The sequence below is a fragment of the Bartonella sp. MM73XJBT genome, from assembly GCF_028618465.1.
Lineage (GTDB): Bacteria > Pseudomonadota > Alphaproteobacteria > Rhizobiales > Rhizobiaceae > Bartonella.
Genome location: NZ_JAQISY010000001.1, coordinates 135,268 through 152,356 on the forward strand (window position 1 = coordinate 135,268; position 17,089 = coordinate 152,356).

14 protein-coding genes are annotated in these 17,089 nt (G+C 37.2%); 6 read left to right on the forward strand and 8 right to left on the reverse strand.

The features are described from left to right. Positions 1–204 precede the first annotated feature (204 nt). Positions 205–1,590: a sigma-54 dependent transcriptional regulator gene (locus PVV69_RS00610; RefSeq protein WP_273756059.1), complete on the reverse strand. Its 1,386-nt coding sequence runs from the start codon at positions 1,588–1,590 to the stop codon at positions 205–207. A gap of 252 nt (positions 1,591–1,842) precedes the next feature. On the opposite strand from PVV69_RS00610, the gene PVV69_RS00615 reads away from it, so the two are divergent. Further along, positions 1,843–2,202: a hypothetical protein gene (locus PVV69_RS00615; protein WP_273756060.1), complete on the forward strand. Its 360-nt coding sequence runs from the start codon at positions 1,843–1,845 to the stop codon at positions 2,200–2,202. A 587-nt stretch (positions 2,203–2,789) separates the two neighbouring features. Here the strand turns inward: PVV69_RS00615 and PVV69_RS00620 are convergent. Together PVV69_RS00620 and galU are read right to left on the reverse strand one after the other, a co-directional pair. Further along, positions 2,790–3,782 (reverse strand): SIS domain-containing protein, encoded by a 993-nt coding sequence (locus PVV69_RS00620; RefSeq protein ID WP_273756061.1) that lies wholly within the window; start codon positions 3,780–3,782, stop codon positions 2,790–2,792. Between the two features lie 39 nt (positions 3,783–3,821). Continuing rightward, entirely contained in the window at positions 3,822–4,712 is an 891-nt protein-coding gene (galU, locus tag PVV69_RS00625) for a UTP--glucose-1-phosphate uridylyltransferase GalU (RefSeq protein ID WP_273756062.1), read from the reverse strand. A gap of 272 nt (positions 4,713–4,984) precedes the next feature. Between galU and PVV69_RS00630 the strand changes: the two genes are divergently transcribed. After that, positions 4,985–6,241 carry a lytic murein transglycosylase gene (locus PVV69_RS00630; RefSeq protein ID WP_273756063.1) on the forward strand — a complete coding sequence of 419 codons (1,257 nt, stop codon included), beginning with the start codon at positions 4,985–4,987 and terminating at the stop codon, positions 6,239–6,241. Between the two features lie 15 nt (positions 6,242–6,256). Continuing rightward, positions 6,257–7,318, forward strand: a complete 1,062-nt coding sequence (locus PVV69_RS00635; RefSeq protein WP_273756064.1) for an SGNH family hydrolase — start codon at positions 6,257–6,259, stop codon at positions 7,316–7,318. 140 nt (positions 7,319–7,458) lie between these two features. Here the strand turns inward: PVV69_RS00635 and PVV69_RS00640 are convergent, their stop codons facing one another. Beyond that, positions 7,459–9,483 (reverse strand): M3 family metallopeptidase, encoded by a 2,025-nt coding sequence (locus tag PVV69_RS00640; protein WP_273756065.1) that lies wholly within the window; start codon positions 9,481–9,483, stop codon positions 7,459–7,461. Between the two features lie 353 nt (positions 9,484–9,836). Here PVV69_RS00640 and mgtE point away from each other — a divergent pair, with 353 nt between their 5' ends. The 3 genes from mgtE (at position 9,837) to ppa (ending at position 14,880) form a co-directional block, all read left to right on the forward strand. Next, a complete protein-coding gene (gene mgtE / locus PVV69_RS00645) occupies positions 9,837–11,213 on the forward strand; it encodes a magnesium transporter (protein ID WP_273756066.1) in 1,377 nt (458 codons plus the stop codon). A 1,241-nt stretch (positions 11,214–12,454) separates the two neighbouring features. Then, the gene (typA, locus tag PVV69_RS00650) at positions 12,455–14,281 is read left to right on the forward strand and encodes a translational GTPase TypA (protein WP_273719978.1); all 1,827 of its coding nucleotides are present in this window, start codon (positions 12,455–12,457) and stop codon (positions 14,279–14,281) included. A 68-nt stretch (positions 14,282–14,349) separates the two neighbouring features. Next, a complete protein-coding gene (gene ppa, locus PVV69_RS00655) occupies positions 14,350–14,880 on the forward strand; it encodes an inorganic diphosphatase (protein WP_273719977.1) in 531 nt (176 codons plus the stop codon). 38 nt (positions 14,881–14,918) lie between these two features. Here the strand turns inward: ppa and PVV69_RS00660 are convergent, their stop codons facing one another. The 4 genes from PVV69_RS00660 to PVV69_RS00675 all read right to left on the reverse strand — a co-directional run bounded on the left by PVV69_RS00660 (position 14,919) and on the right by PVV69_RS00675 (position 17,089). Continuing rightward, positions 14,919–15,236, reverse strand: coding sequence for a DUF167 domain-containing protein (locus PVV69_RS00660; protein WP_273719976.1), 318 nt, complete (start codon positions 15,234–15,236; stop codon positions 14,919–14,921). Between the two features lie 24 nt (positions 15,237–15,260). After that, the gene (locus PVV69_RS00665) at positions 15,261–15,554 is read right to left on the reverse strand and encodes a YggT family protein (RefSeq protein WP_273756067.1); all 294 of its coding nucleotides are present in this window, start codon (positions 15,552–15,554) and stop codon (positions 15,261–15,263) included. Between the two features lie 340 nt (positions 15,555–15,894). Continuing rightward, the gene (locus PVV69_RS00670; RefSeq protein ID WP_273719974.1) at positions 15,895–16,455 is read right to left on the reverse strand and encodes an invasion associated locus B family protein; all 561 of its coding nucleotides are present in this window, start codon (positions 16,453–16,455) and stop codon (positions 15,895–15,897) included. A 112-nt stretch (positions 16,456–16,567) separates the two neighbouring features. Then, complete coding sequence (locus PVV69_RS00675) at positions 16,568–17,089, reverse strand: RNA pyrophosphohydrolase (protein WP_273719973.1); 522 nt, start codon at positions 17,087–17,089, stop codon at positions 16,568–16,570.

Sequence of the window (17,089 nt, forward strand, 5' to 3'; positions counted from 1 at the left end):
AAATTATGAAAAATAAAAAAGAAGCATTAAAACTAAGTTTATTTTAATAAAATTAATACTTATTAAAATTTCAAATTATCCTCAATGCCTCATCTGCAGTATACAATACTTCTTTTAAAATCTCCCCTTCTACTGCTGATCTTAAAAGATCTTATAATTTTTCGAAGATTATACTTCTTAATAAATGGAGATTTATCACGGATTTTATTTTCGTTCTTGGTTTCTTATTGCTCTTAATGCTTCTATTTTTCGATAAAGCGTAGAGCGACCAATACGAAGACGGCGAGCAACCTCACTCATATGTCCCTTATAATGTTTTACTGCTTTCTCAATAATATCATATTCCATCTCTGCAAAAGTGCGCACATGCTCATCAGCGTTTAAAAATTGTATCGATTCTTGTTCATGATCTTCTTGAACATCGCTCTCAACAATATTTGGAACACCTATTAATGAATTTCCCATTAATTGAGGAAAATCCCGAACCGTTAACAAAGGCCCCTCACTGAGTAAAACCGCACGAAATAAAAAATTTTCAAGTTCGTTACGATTACCAGGCCAATCATACTGCATAAGCAATGAAAGAGCTGATCCTGCTAAACCATGTACATGCGATCGCCCTGTTTCAATGATAATGTGGTCAATCAAACGTTGTGTAAGCTCTGGAAAATCGTCTCTCAATTCCCGCAAAGCAGGAACACTGATTGATAATTGGGAAAGTTGTTCAAACAAACTGTGCGAAAAACAATCTTCTTTAACCAGATCTGAAAGCCGTGACGTTGAAATAGCCATGACACGAACAGAGAGGGGATTGTTCTTTGTAGCCTCATCCCTCTCTTGAAGATAGCGTGCAAAACGTTTTTGCTGTATAGGCTCAAGTCGATCAACATCATAAAGACACAGTGTTCCTCTTTCAAGAGAAGAAACCAGTGGCAAAAACTCTTGAAACCACTGGCGACTTTCTTCTTCTGGATCTATGAGAGCTGAACATTGAAAGCGAACAAAAGCCCCATTCGATAACAAACCCTCATGATGAATAATGCGAGCTAATGTTTCGCGACCAGTACCATTTTCACCTTCTATCAAAAGATTCTGTAATGAAGAGGCCGCACTCCTTGATTGTTCCAGAACTATCTGCATTGCCCTGCTTTTTATACAGAGATCCGAAAAACGCAAATGATTCTCATTTTTTCGCCGAGTATAATGAACCTCACGCTCCAATGCTGATAAAAGAGAAAGAGTATCCAAAGTAACCCTTAAGCGCAGTGGTGTAACTGGATAAATCCAATAATCAATAGCCCCTGCTGTTAAAGCCTTTTGGAGTAAATCTTGATTCTCTTTTTGTGCTATCACGACAATAGGAACAGAAACACCAGCAACCCTAATCATTTTAATCAAATCACCCACCCCCAAATCACTCATAGCAACATCAATGAGTGCAAGAATAATATTTTTACGTCTGTGTAAAAGATCAATCGTACGCAGGCCATTTTCTGCTTCAATGACACGGTGACCAAAACTTCGAAGCATAGCAGAAAGCTCTATACGTCTTCCATAATCTTCACTCGCAACAAGAATGGGACCAACCATAATTTTAATAATCTCCTTTGAGACTACTAAACGACTTAATGTAACAATTGTTGTAAACCATAAGAAATATTTCGCCTCTTGTGTTTATCTACAAATTTCATCAAGCTGCTAATTAAATACAACATTAAGGCATTTTTTTCCATTTTTTTACTTTTTCATTGATTTTTATCAAATTTTTTATCTTGACTCATAGAATAATTTAACAATGTTATAGATCTTAGAGAGCAGAGTAACATAAATAGAGTGAAACAAATGAAACACACCTACCGTACTTTATGTCTTATAATCATCGCTTTGATGTTAGGTGCCTGTAGCTTTTCACAACATTATGAGCAAAATATACAGGCTGGAATTGATGGTAAATGGGTTGATGAAAATGGTATTATTTCTTCTTTCCGTAGAGGTGTTTTTGAAACGCGTGCAGCAGATACAGAAGAAAAATTGTCAGAAGGTACCTATAATTATGTCAGTGCTCAACATATAGAAATTGAAATACGCTCCATTCTTCGTGGCACAATCTCTAAAGTTAGTTGTATAATGTCACAAGATGCAATGCAACTGTTCTGCTCATCATATACAGGATCACAGTTTTCTCTTAAGAGAAAATTTTAACATAATAAAAACTATGGGTTCTACAAGAAATGTGATAAATTTGCATATCAGGAGGTATCACCTCTCTTCCTGATCAAATTTCTTTTAAAATAGCAAAGATAATACAGTTCCTTATAGGTAACGTATTGATTATAATGATCGTTCATTATTTGCATATAAAATGAGAAAGCTGAATATCGTAGGATTTTTTTCATTCCAATCCTCTCCTATAGTGAATCAATCACAGCCATTCGCTTAGACCTTACAAGCGGGATTAGCGTGTGGATAAAAAATTCTTTAAAAAAGTAAGCATGCCTCTCATGAATGCTCTCCAGTACCAAAGGCTGCCGCAACCGAGCACTGATAAATAGTATGATGGTGCCAACTTGTTCCTTTACAAGCGTAATGAATTTACAACACAATGGCGTTCTGTTTTATGTAAGGAACGTACCCCCGTGAAGTAGAATTTGCAAACACCATAAAAAATGCAACCAGTTATCTTTTCCAAGAAATACTTATAAAGCTACTGCCTCATAAAATTTTATTTTTATTATTGTTGCAGCTGTTTTACTCTAAAATAAAACGCTCTCTGGTATGAGCGCTCCCACTTATGCAGCCCCAACGCGCAAAAGATCATGAAAATGAACAATACCTACCGGTTTCTTATTTTCAACTACGAAAAACGCACCAATATGATGATCATTAATAAATGCTGTTGCAGCACCAACCAGTGTATCTGGCTCCAGAATTTTAGGTTTTTTTGTCATCACTTCATCAACATTAAATTTTGATAAATCAAAATGCATGTTGCGTGCAAGATCACCATCAGTCACAATTCCGATTAATTCACCTTTTTGATTCACAACGCCAACACAACCAAAATGTTTTTCAACCAAAACATTCATTGCTTCAGTCATAGTTGTTCCCTGCGCAACTAAAGGAATACGATCTCCTTCATGCATGATGTTACGCACATATTTCAGACTTGCACCAAGAGAACCACCAGGATGATAAATTTTAAAATCCGTTGCAGTGAAACCACGCATTTCTAAAAGAGCAACAGCCAATGCATCTCCCATTGCTAATTGCATAATAGTTGAAGTTGTTGGAGCAAGCCCGTGAGGACAAGCTTCTTCTATCTTTGGCAACAAAAGGACAACATCAGCTTGTCGTCCTAATACAGAGTTTTCACCCGATGTCATGGCAATAAGTGGTATGCGAAAACGCGCAGCATGATTGATAATACCACTTAATTCTAAGGTTTCACCTGACCATGACAAAGCAAGAATAACATCATCAGAGCCAATCATACCAAGATCACCGTGATTAGCTTCTGCAGCGTGAACAAAAAAAGCAGGTGTTCCAGTGGAAGCTAAAGTTGCCGCAATTTTTGTACCTATATGCCCACTCTTGCCAAGACCTGTAATTACCACATGACCACTCGCATTTCTAATGGTTTGAACAGCCGTTTCAAAAGAGGAAGAAAGATTTCCGATAAGAGCTTCTTCAAGGACTTTAATTCCTTGTTTTTCACTCGCAAGCGTTTTAAGCGCTGAGGCAATGGCACCTTGCAAAGGCATATGAGAAGACTGTATTATCATGATCAAACTTGATAAATGAAATTAAACGAGAGATCTATATCATTTCTCAACTTTAATGATTTCTAGTAAATTTTTCAATGAAGCAGAAACTTCGCTATGCATATCAGCACGTGCTAAAGAAAATGCAACGTTGGCTTCAATAAAACCAGCTCTAGAACCACAATCAAATGTGCGCCCCTCTAACTGGAAACCAAAAAAATCCTGCTCCTTTGAAAGCCATACCATCGCGTCCGTTAATTGAATTTCGTTTCCTGCTCCTCGTTCTTGATTGGCAAGAATATTAAAAATTTCTGGTTGCAAAATATAACGCCCATTGATGTACAGATTTGAAGGTGCTGTTCCTTTTGTTGGTTTTTCTACCATTTTTGTGATTTTAAAACCGTTTGCAATCTGCTCGCCTTGTCCAACAATACCATATTTATGCGTCTCTTTCGGATCGCATTTTTGGACTGCTATAATATTTCCTCCACCAGTTTTCTCATAAAGATTAATCATTTCACAAAGACAGCTCTTTTTAGCTTGTATAAGCATATCTGGTAATAATAAAGCAAAAGGCTCACTCCCAACTAATTCGCGCGCGCACCAAAGAGCATGTCCTAATCCTAAAGGTTGCTGTTGCCGCGTGAAAGAAGTTGACCCTGGTGGAGGCTGTAAGGCGTGTAAATGTTCAAGTTCTTCCCTCTTGCCACGTTCGGCAAGCGTTGTATATAACTCAACTTGCGCATCAAAATAATCCTCAATGACTGCTTTGTTGCGTCCAGTAACAAAAATAAAATGTTCAATACCAGCTTCACGTGCTTCGTCTACAACATATTGAATGACAGGCTTATCAACAACCGTCAGCATCTCTTTAGGAACTGTTTTTGTTGCAGGAAGAAAACGTGTACCAAGACCAGCCACAGGAAATACTGCTTTCCGGATTTTACGCACTCTCACTCTCTTGCTCCTCATTCACCGTATCACTTTCTGATTTGCTTTAACATATGTTTTTACTAAATAGTAAAAAAGACATCTTATTGTTTTTATCGCCATTATAATGGACAAGAAAGAGATACAAGAGTATGCTAATTTATCACCAATCCTCCTAAATAAATAATCCGTTTTAGCCTTTCTTACTTGCTTGATAACATTTTTCAATAAGATCAAATACAAAATAAAGTTCTTGCACAACAAAATACTTGAATATTGAGGGGAATTTTAAAATGCACAACACGAAATCTAAAATTTTCTCTTCTGCAAAAAAATCAACAAATCAGAAGGCTTTTATTATAGGTTTAGTTACTCTCTTTTTTGCTTTTTTCACGTTTTCTACATCATTTTTACATGCTGATGGTGGTTTTAAACTTTGGATTAAAGAATTTAAAAAAACAGCTCTTGCTAATAATATTTCACCCTCTACGTTTGATCTGGCTTTTAAAGGTGTCAATGCAATTGATCCAGAGGTTTTAGAAAGAGCTGCATACCAACCAGAATTTGTTGATCCCTCATGGAATTATTTCGATAATCGTGTTCATGATATTGCAATTGTAGAAGGACAACGCCAAGCAAAAAAATGGCAAAAATGGCTTCCTCAAATTGAAAAACGTTTTGGTGTTGACCGCAATATCCTCCTTGCTATTTGGTCAATGGAAAGTAATTATGGAAAGATTTTAACAAATAAAGGTGTAATGCGTGATACTATTCGCTCCCTTGCAACCCTCGCCTATGCTGATAAAAAACGTGCCAAATACGCCCACGCGCAACTCATTGCTGCCATGAAAATTCTCCAACGTGGTGAAATTACACGTGTAAAACTTACTGGATCTTGGGCTGGTGCTATGGGGCATACGCAATTTATTCCAAGCAGTTATCTCGCTTATGCTATTGACATGGATGGAGATGGACGGCGCGATATTTGGACCTCTATTCCAGATGCTTTGGCTAGTGCTGCTAATCTTCTCCATATGAACGGTTGGCAGTCTAACCTTCCTTGGGGAGTAGAAGTTAAAGTGCCAAAAGGTAAAAACCTTCCAGCAAGTTGGCATTCCTTTGAGCAATGGGCGAAGTTAGGTGTAAAAAAGGCAAATGGGCAAGCTCTTTCTGCACTCTCTGAACAAGCAATATTAAAATATCCAGATGGACCAGAAGGCCCCATATTTTTAGTAACAAAAAACTTTTTTGTTCTCAAACGTTATAATAATGCAGATCGTTATGCTTTCGCTGTTGCTCTTCTTGCTCACCGTATTGCTGGACATCCTACATTAGTTCAAGATTGGCAACGACCATTTCCCTCTCTTACATTCCGTGAGCGTAAAGAATTGCAATCTCGCTTAACCAAACTTGGCTATTATAAAGGAGAAGTTGATGGAAAAATCGGTACTGCCTCTCGAAAAGCTATCAAAGCTTTTCAGCAGCGCCATAGCTTAACAGCAAATGGCTATCCAACCCATGATGTTCTCTCTTTGCTGAGAAAACAATAATCTGGAGCAAAATATTTGTCCTGTTTCCGCTCATTATACTTGATTTTCCTGTGTTTTTCTCTCTTTGCCGTGAGTGTCATACAACCATCTCCAAGTAAAGCTACGAATTTCTTTAAATGGTTGTACCAACATAACACACCCGAACAACAACCACCGCAAGTTATAGAACAAAAGATATATAAACCACAAAAAAAAAGTGTCGTAAGAAAACCCCAGCAACAGTTAAAAGGCGAAAATGCAAAACGTATTCTTGTCATAGGAGATTTTGTAGCTTCTGCTGTTGCTGATGCACTCAAAAAGCTTTTTACCGAGAATAGTGATGTTATCATCATAAATGATACAGTACCAGCTTCTGGTTTGGTTAGAACTGATCATATTTCTTGGAAAAATAATATTTCTGAACGCATTGATAAAAATAAACCTGATGCTATTGTCATGGTGATCGGCGCGAATGATAATCAACCAATCACAACATCTTATGGCATATTTAATACGGTTCAGACAGAATGGCTCAACATCTATAAACAGAAAATTAGCGAAATTGTTGAAAGTCTTCATAGTTCGGGAAAACCATGGATATGGATGGGGCAACCTGCTTTTGGCAATGATACCTTGACACAAAAAATGAAAATTTTTAATGCGCTCTATAAACAAAAAACAGAAGAAGCAGGAGGATATTTCATTGATATTTGGAGCGGCTTTACTGATGAACAGGGGCAATTTTCTTTTTCAAGCTATGATACAGATGGAAAAGTCGTTAGATTGCGCACACCTAATGGTATCAATTTTACCACTGCAGGAAAAAGAAAACTTGCTTCTTATTTAGAAAAACAATTAGAAAATATCTTAAGTTTTCATACATCTTCCCACGAAAGTCTAATTTTAAATAATACCAATGTTCCAAAGCTTATACAACAGCTGGACAATATTGTCCGCCAACCGCCAATGAGCCTCGATAACATCGCGCAACAAAATACCCACCTCGTGGGCAAAATAGAGCCAAGTTTCATACAAAAATCGTGGTCACCTCCCAATGGTCATCAGAGAGACCGCGCTGATAATTTTTCTTTCCCCTAATGTTTTTTAAAATAGAGAATCTTCGCTTTTTTCAAAGACTAAAATCTTTTTTTCATATGTCTTTGATGGAATAACAATTTGCATAAATTTCATTGGCTAGAAAAAATAACGGCATGGCTCCCACCATACCGTTCTCTTCTCTATAGTCCACGTTTTTTAATCATCGCTTCTGGTGAAGGCAGCCGTCCGCGAAAAGCTTTATAGAGTTCTTCTGGATCGCGGCTTCCCCCAGCAGAATAGATAAAACGCTTTAAGCGATCAGCAAGTTCTGAATTAAAAACATCATGCACTTCTTCAAAAGCCTGAAAAGCATCAGCATCAAGCACTTCTGACCACAGATAAGAATAGTAACCAGCAGCATAACCATCTCCTGAAAATATATGCATAAAATGAGGTGGACGATGACGCATGATAATTGCACTAGGCATTTGTAATTTTTCTAACTCCTGATGCTCAAATATAGTTGGATCCGGTATGGTTTTTCCTTGGTGAAAAGCCATGTCCATGAGAGCAGATGAGGTAAATTCAACCGCAGAAAAACCAGCATTAAATGTCTGTGCCAATAAAACTTTATCCATCAGTGTTTGTGGCATGGGAAGCCCTGTTTTTGTATGTGTAGCATAAGACTTTAAGACCTCCGGTACAGTTAACCAATGTTCGTAAAGTTGAGAAGGAAGTTCAACAAAATCACGTGCAACCGATGTTCCCGCAACAGACGGCCATGTTATATCAGACAGCAAACCATGTAATGCATGACCAAATTCGTGGAAAAGTGTGTGCGCATCATCAAGGGATAAAAGAGCAATCCCTCCTTTGAGGGGCTTCGCAAAATTACAAATATTGTAGATAATAGGCTTTTGTCCACCATCCAATTTATGCTGTGATTGCAAACTGCTCATCCATGCCCCAGACCGTTTTGATGAACGCGCAAAATAATCACCAATGAAATGTCCAAGCACATTTCCATCAGATTTTTTTACTTCCCACAAACGTGCATCAGGATGCCAAAGTGTAACAGCGCTTTTTTCTTCAAAGGTAATACCAAACAGCTTTTCTGCCACACCAAAAGCTGCTTCAATCATGCGATCAAGCTGAAAGTAATATTTAATTTCAGAGCCATCGAAAGAAAATTTTTCAGAGCGAAGTTTTTCAGCGTAATAACGCCAATCCCAAGCCTCTAAAGTGTCATTGCTGCCCTGATTATTTGCAAAATTTTGCAATTCAATCTGCTCGACCGCAGCCTTAGCTCTCGCCCGTTCCCATATAGGTGTAAGCAAATCCATAACCGCATCAACATTTTTGGCCATGGTATTATCGAGTTTCAAATCTGCAAAAGAATTATATCCTAGTAATTTAGCCTTTTCATCTCGAAGTGAAACGATCTCTACAATAATCGCTCGATTATTGTTTTCATTCTCATTTTCACCACGTTTGGCCCAAGCTTGAAATGCAATCTCACGCAAATCACGACGATGAGAGAATTTCAAAAATGGCTCAACAATTGAACGTGCCAATGTTAATGCATATGCATCTTCATTGCCTCTTTCACGCGCAATTTCATTCATTGAAGCAATGAGATCATCAGGTAAACCAGATAAATCCGTTTGTTTTAAAAATAAAATCCATTCAGCTTCATCTTTTAAGACATTCTGACCAAAAGTAGCATTTAGAAAAGCAAGTCTTTCATTAATTTCAGTAAGCCGTTTCTGACCTTTTTCATCCAGTTTTGCACCATTACAAACAAACTTTTTCCACCATAATTCAAGCACACGTGTTGTTTCACTATCATACATGCCTTGCTGCGATTGTTGATAAAGTATGTCTATTTTTGCAAATATCCGCGCATCCAGCATTATTTTTGAAGAATAACGAGAAAGCTTTACAACAAACTCTTGTTCTAACTGTTGAATGAAAGCGTTACTATGGGCTCCCGTGCGCAAGAAAAATATTGAACATACACAACTGAGCGCTTTACCAGCAAGCTCAAAAGGCTGCAAAAAATTCTCAAGCGTTGGTGTTTCTTGCACCGTTGCAATCGTCTCCAACTCTGCTTCTGCTTCTTGAAGTGCCTGTTCAAAAGCAGGTTTAAAATCTTCATCACTTATTAAAGAAAAATCAGGAAGCCCTGCAAATCCCTTCCAATCCAATACTGCCGCTTTTGTCATAATATGACCTATCTCCAATTATAAATTTAACGTATAATTATCGCCTTTACGATACAAATTGATCATACACTAAAAATGATGACTATGCTTTAAAATGCCTTTTAGACCACTATTGTAGGAGTAAAAATAAAGGATATCTTCAACACTGGGAAATAAACAAAAATAAGAATCCCTCCCTATTTGATTCATGAAATTGTTTATAACATGCGATCTATCCTTGACTTTATTTTAAATATTAACAATTGGGAGAATATAATTAGGAGGGGCTTTTCTTCAATCTTCCACAACTTTTGTTTTATCTTGAACCATGATTTAAAATTATAATTCTTTAACCTTTCAGAAGGTACTTTATTATGACTGAAATTAAAACGACCTTCGACTTTAAAAACTCTTCTCCTGAAGCTCTTGCCGAAGAATTACAAAATCATCATTTTGCTGACTCTATTGATATCATTAATGATCTCGATATCATGGAACGCGTAGCTATCTTAAGCCTTTTACCTCTTGATTATGCAATTGAACTCTTTGACAAACCAGAACTTGAACAACCAGCTGCTATTCTTGAACTTCTTCCTGTTAATCGTTCTGTTGAAATTCTTGATGGCATGTCTGCTGACGCTGCCGCCGATGTCTTTCAAGAAATGGACAAAGAAACCCGCACGCGGCTTTATGCCTTGCTCAAACCTTTAACGCGTTCTGAAATCAAAAAACTGACCAGTTACCCTGATCATACAGCAGGCGCATTGATGACCACAGAGTTTATAGCTATCCCCGCAAACTGGACCGTAAAAAAAACTCTGAATCATATTCGTGATGTCGAACGAACACGTGAAACAGTTTATACAAGCTATGTCATTGATCCCAAAACAGGCACTCTTCTCAAAGCTGTTTCCCTACGTAATCTTATCCTTGCTTCTCCTGATGAGCAAATTCTCAACGTTTACACACATGACACCCCCATTACAATATCTCCCTTTACACATCATGAAGATATTGCACGTCTTTTTCAGCGCCATGATCTTCTCTCTGTACCGGTGATTGATGATGATAATCATGTCATCGGGATTGTCACGGTCGATGACGTCCTTGATACAATGGTTGATGAAATGAGTGAAGATGCTTATAAATTTGCAGGGATGGAAGCTCTTGATAAGCCCTATATGCAGATCAATTTTTTAGGAATGATGAAAAAACGGGGCGGCTGGCTCGCATTACTTTTTCTTGGTGAAATGCTAACAGCAAGCGCTATGCAATATTTCGAAACAGAACTTGAAAAAGCCATTACTCTCACACTCTTTATTCCCCTCATTATGAGTTCGGGAGGAAACTCTGGATCGCAAGCAACATCCCTTATTATTCGCGCATTAGCTCTACGTGAACTCACACTCAAAGACTGGTGGAAAATTATCATTCGTGAAATTCCAGCAGGGATATCTCTTGGCCTTTTACTGGGAATTATTGGAATGATGCGTATTGCTCTTTGGCAACAACTTGGTATCTACAACTACGGTGAACATTGGATTTTTATTGCCATAACAGTAGGCGCAGCTTTAGTTGGAATTGTCACCTTCGGTTCTTTATCCGGCTCCATGCTTCCCTTTATCCTGAAAGGCTTTGGATTTGATCCAGCAAGTGCTTCTGCACCTCTTGTAGCAACTTTAGTGGATGTGATGGGAATCGTAATCTATTTTTCTGTTGCCTCCCTTATCTTGTCTGGAACTCTGCTCTAACATGAAAAGTAAAAGTCTTATAAAATCTAAGATCTCTTCATTAGATAATAGATTGATTGATAATTTATCGTTTTACAACTTGAATGAGAAACTTCAATAAAACAAGTTTCTGTTATTTTAAACCTGTCTTATTACAAAACATAAAAAGCCTATTCGCTTGCACATCATAAGAAGAGGTAACATGTAAAATAAAAACTGTTTGAGAAAAAAGTAAATGCCTCTCATCTACCATATCACTACAATAGCAGTTGGCAATATTAAGAGCCAAAACTAACATATGAATGCTAGCTTATGCCTTGAATAAATTAAAGCTGCTAGTAGCAATGATCTTGCGTCATATCTTTCATAAGTAGTGTTATAAATAGCTTTAGATTGATATATCAATAAGCTGTAGAGTGATATATTGCTCTTTATAAAGGGCATGATACATGAAGCAATATCTTAACTTGTAAGCCATAAACAACGCATATTCACCCAAGCTCTTTGATCTTATTGTATTGTTTCAAACATTCCATCGTTCAGAGACTAAAAAATTATTCAATGATAACTCAAAATAAGCATGACTTGTTTAAATACAAGAGTAGCTGTGTCATAGGAAATAGATAAATATAAGGCTAGCTTATAGTTTCAAACAGACTAGAAATATGCTTAATAGACTTTACTTTGATGATATTCACGGATAACATGAGAAAATGAAAATGAATCTAAGTAAAGAATTTTCTGGAAGTATGGTTGTATATTAATAATATAATACACTGCGTAAGCTTCACTATTTAAAAGATATTATGATAAATAACTTTGAAAAATGCGACGCTGAATTAAGGAAAAATGATAAAAAAAGACAAATAAATATCCTCATTCTCATTTAGCAGAGAAAAATGGAACTATGCCCAAAACACTGAGCTCTTTCAATCGTTATCCAAAGCATACCACTATATTGTGTCTCAATGTTTATTTATAAGCAAAAGTGCAATGACACATTTTGCTTATAGAAAGAGCAAATGACATTATTTATTTTCTGAGTGCATCCTTCATACAAAATGTTCATATATTAAAAAATTTTTGATAACACTCTTCTAGGCTAACAGAACATGAGAAACTTTTGCAAACACTTTGCTATAAAAATATTTCCTCTCTTCCAAAATTATAAAAAAACATGTAAAAGGTTCTGTAATAGTAAGGTAAAGGACGCAAAGGCGTTGCCTCAAGTGAAATTTCATTAAACGAAAAGAAGAAAATTTATGCAATTGCGCAATATCGCCATCATTGCCCATGTTGACCATGGCAAAACAACGCTCGTAGACGAGCTTCTCAAGCAATCAGGAAACTTTCGTGATAATCAGCGTACCAGTGAACGTATGATGGATTCAAACGATATTGAAAAAGAACGCGGAATTACAATTTTAGCAAAAGTAACATCCGTTGTTTGGAAAGATACTCGGATTAACATTGTTGATACACCAGGACACGCTGATTTTGGTGGAGAAGTTGAACGTATTTTGAATATGGTAGATGGGGCAATTGTCCTTGTTGATGCCGCTGAAGGTCCAATGCCGCAAACAAAATTTGTCGTTGGCAAAGCATTGAAAGTCGGTTTACGCCCCATTGTTGCTATCAATAAAATTGACCGAGCTGATGCCCGTGCTGATGAAGTTATCAATGAAGTTTTTGACCTTTTCGCTGCTCTTGATGCAAGTGATGAACAGCTTGATTTTCCTATCCTTTATGGATCGGGTCGCGATGGTTGGATGGCTGAAACTCCCGAAGGGCCAAAAGATCAAGGACTTGGTCCTTTGTTTGATCTTGTAACCCGCCATGTTCCTGCGCCTCATGTAGCAGAAGGACCATTCCGTATGATTGGAACTATTCTTGAAGCGGATCCATTTTTGGGGCGGATTATTACAGGCCGTATTCATTCAGGCACTATAAAATCCAATCAAAGTGTGAAAGTTCTTGGGCAAGATGGAAAGCTTTTAGAAACGGGGCGTATTTCAAAAATTTTGGCATTTCGTGGGTTGGAACGGCAACCTATTGAAGAAAGTAGTGCTGGTGACATTGTAGCAATTGCAGGCTTACAAAAAGGTACCGTTGCTGATACCTTCTGTGATCTCGCGGTCAATGAACCTCTTACTGCTCAACCAATTGATCCTCCCACTGTTACGATGAGCTTTCTTGTCAATGATAGCCCTCTTGCTGGAACTGAAGGCGATAAAGTAACAAGCCGTGTTATCCGTGATCGTTTGTTTAAAGAAGCAGAAGGGAATGTAGCCCTTAAAATTGAAGAATCAGCCGATAAAGATTCCTTCTACGTTTCAGGACGGGGAGAATTGCAACTTGCCGTTCTCATTGAAAATATGCGCCGTGAAGGGTTTGAACTGAGTGTTTCTCGTCCACGGGTTGTTATGCAAAAAGATGAAAACGGAACAACTCTTGAACCAATCGAGGAAGTTGTCATTGATGTTGACGAAGAATATTCTGGAACTGTCGTTCAAAAAATGTCTGAACGTAAGGCTGAAATGGTTGAATTACGCCCCTCTGGAGGAAATCGTGTCCGTCTTGTCTTTTATGCACCAACGCGAGGGCTTATTGGCTACCAATCGGAACTTTTAACGGATACACGCGGTACAGCTATTATGAATCGTCTTTTCCATGCCTATGAGCCTTACAAAGGAGACATTAGTGGTCGTGTCAATGGTGTGATGATTTCAAATGATAATGGTGAATCCGTCGCTTATGCTCTTTTTAATCTTGAAGATCGTGGGCCTATGATCATTGATGCCGGTGTTAAAGTCTATCAAGGCATGATTATTGGTATCCACTCACGGGATAATGACTTAGAAGTGAATGTGTTAAAAGGAAAAAAGCTCACCAACATGCGTGCTTCTGGAAAAGATGAAGCCGTAAAATTAACGCCTCCTCTTAAAATGACATTAGAACGTGCTCTATCGTGGATACAAGATGATGAACTTGTGGAGGTAACTCCTAAAAGTATTCGTCTTCGTAAACTTTATCTAGATCCTAATGAACGCAAACGTTTTGAAAAAACACGTGCATCAATTTCAAACTAATTTCATAACTTCTTCGGTCAAATATTTTATGAGACCTCACTTCCTCACACTCTGGAAAGGATATTTACATGAATATTAAAGAAATCCCCGTTGGTAAAAATCCACCACAAGACATCAATGTTATTGTAGAAGTTTCTCTTGGTGGACAACCAATAAAGTATGAGATGGACAAAAAATCGGGAGCATTATTTGTTGACCGTTTTCTTCATACATCAATGGTTTATCCTGGAAATTATGGTTTTGTCCCCCATACCCTTTCAGATGATGGTGATCCCATTGACGTTCTTATTTGTAATACGCGTCCACTCCTTCCTGGTTGTGTTATTAATGTTTGCCCCATCGGAGCCCTGATTATGGAAGATGATGGGGGTAAAGATGAAAAAATTATTGCTGTCCCTACCCCAAAATTAACAAAACGTTATCTTAATATCCATGACTATACAGATCTTCCCGAAATTACACTCAAACAAATTGAACATTTCTTTGCCCATTACAAAGATCTTGAACCTGGAAAATGGGCTAAAATTGAAGGTTGGCGGGATAAAAATTTTGCGTGTGAACTGATTAAGCAAGCCATTGAGCGTCATGAAAATTTATGATTTCTTCAAAAATAAAAGCCTGTTTTTTCAATGGGCTGTTATTTTGAGGTGTAATCACCTAAAGATTGCCATATTTGTTTTAGCTCTTCTAAGTGTCTTGAAAAATAGAGTTGTTTGTAACGGGATGTTGCGCCATTTTTAAGCGAAATACAAGCAGATGGAATTTTCCATTGCTTCGTTAAAAATTTGATGAGTGCTTTATTTGCTTTTCCATCTTCAGGAACAGCACGCAAGCGTATAACCAAATACTGCTTTCCATTATCTCTACATTCAACACCCATTATGCGATCTACAGACGATTTTGGAATGAGATATACAAATAAAATTAAACCATTCGTGTCAAATCGATAAAACATTTTTATTCATCTCATGCAATATCTTTACAGATACATATCTGTGTAAACCCGCCACATAAACATACGAATAAAATAAATAATGATAAACACTACAACAGGTGAAATATCAATTGTTCCAAGATTTGGCAAAAACTGCCGAATACGGCTTAAAACTGGTTCTGTCAAGCGATGCAAAAAGCTTCCTATTAAAACAACAAAGCGATTTCGTGCATTTACGATGTTAAATGCATAAAGCCAAGAAAAAATGACATTTGCGATTAAAATATCAATATAAATATCTAAAATAAGATCAATCACTTGAAGCAATGCATAAACCATGCCTTATCCTTTTTTCTACTCAAGAAAGAGAAGATCTTATAGAGAACTTTCATTAAAATGAGCTTATTTATTAAACAATGTTTTTATACTCCAACATTTTTTCTACAAATTAAAGTATCTAAACATCTCAATTCTTCACTTCTATAATAATAATGAAACTCATAATCGGAATAAAAAATAACTTACCAAAATAAAAGCAACGGAAAACATTCTGAGAATCTCCAAAAGACTTTGAAAATCTCTTCTATAACAACACTGTTATTTTAAGCGTAAGCTTATTACAAAAAACGCTCAGGCTAAAAACGGCCTTAAAAGGCCGCCTTTTTTATATTCCATAGAATTATTTCTGCAAAGCAGACAAACGATTAAGAGCATTACTAAAACCATTCAGTTGAACGAACAAATCATTCAAAGGTGGTTCGCCTGGAGCAGCAATCGTCATAGCTAGCTTCAAATGCTTTCCAGAGCGTAAAGCTGCTACATGATTTTTGTCAAAAACTATTGGAACAATACAACCTGCTGGTACACAAGTGCGAATACCGGTCTCGATAACAGCTTTCCCTTCATCGACTTGTAAACGAACAGGCTTAGAGACTAAAATACCAAAAGGAACCGTTAAATTACCAGATACCACACCATCAGCATTAAGCATAACGTTCATAGCCACAACCACGCGACCTTGATCATTCACTTCCTGACGGCCCATAAAACAAATCTTCTTACCTTCCTGTATACCGCAGCTAATGCTCCACAAGCCATAGGTCTCAGTCAAAGAAGAAGCACCATTTGGTAAAGTCGCTGCTGCTGGTTTAGTCGCAGCTGGCTTTGAATCTGATGCAAATGCAACAGAAGAAATACTCAAGAGAGTAAAAACTATAAGTAAATTAAATAACTTTTTCATCTTATATTCCAGTTCTTTACATAAAAGAGAAACATTTTTGTTATTATGTTAATGACTATACATAATATCAAGCATCCTCATAAAAAAAGAGCTTGCTATCATTATATAGCTTTTATATTCCTCTAAGGCTACTGCGAAATTCGTTGACAACTTGCATATAAACACGCTTTTTAAAAGAAACCACAATCGAGGGAAGGTTTTCCAAATCAGCCCATTTCCACTGGTCGAATTCTGCTTTATGACCATTTGGTGGAGGGTTTATAGCGATTTCATGTTGATCTCCTGTAAACTGAAAAGCAAACCATTTTTGTATTTGTCCACGATATTTATTGTTTAATGTACAGCCAACAAGTTCTTGTGGAAAATCATAATGGAACCAATCCTGTGCTTCCTTAATCAACTTTATAGATCGGATTCCCGTTTCTTCGTAAAGTTCACGACATGCTGCATCAAATGGTTCTTCATTCTCATCTATCCCCCCTTGAGGAAGCTGCCACCGATGAGACATATCAGTATCGGTATGAGCGCATGTCATTAAACGGCGCCCAACCCAAACTTCACCCACATGATTAAAGACAACAATCCCCACAGATTTTCTATAAGGAAGAGCCTTTACATTAACCACCGCATTCAT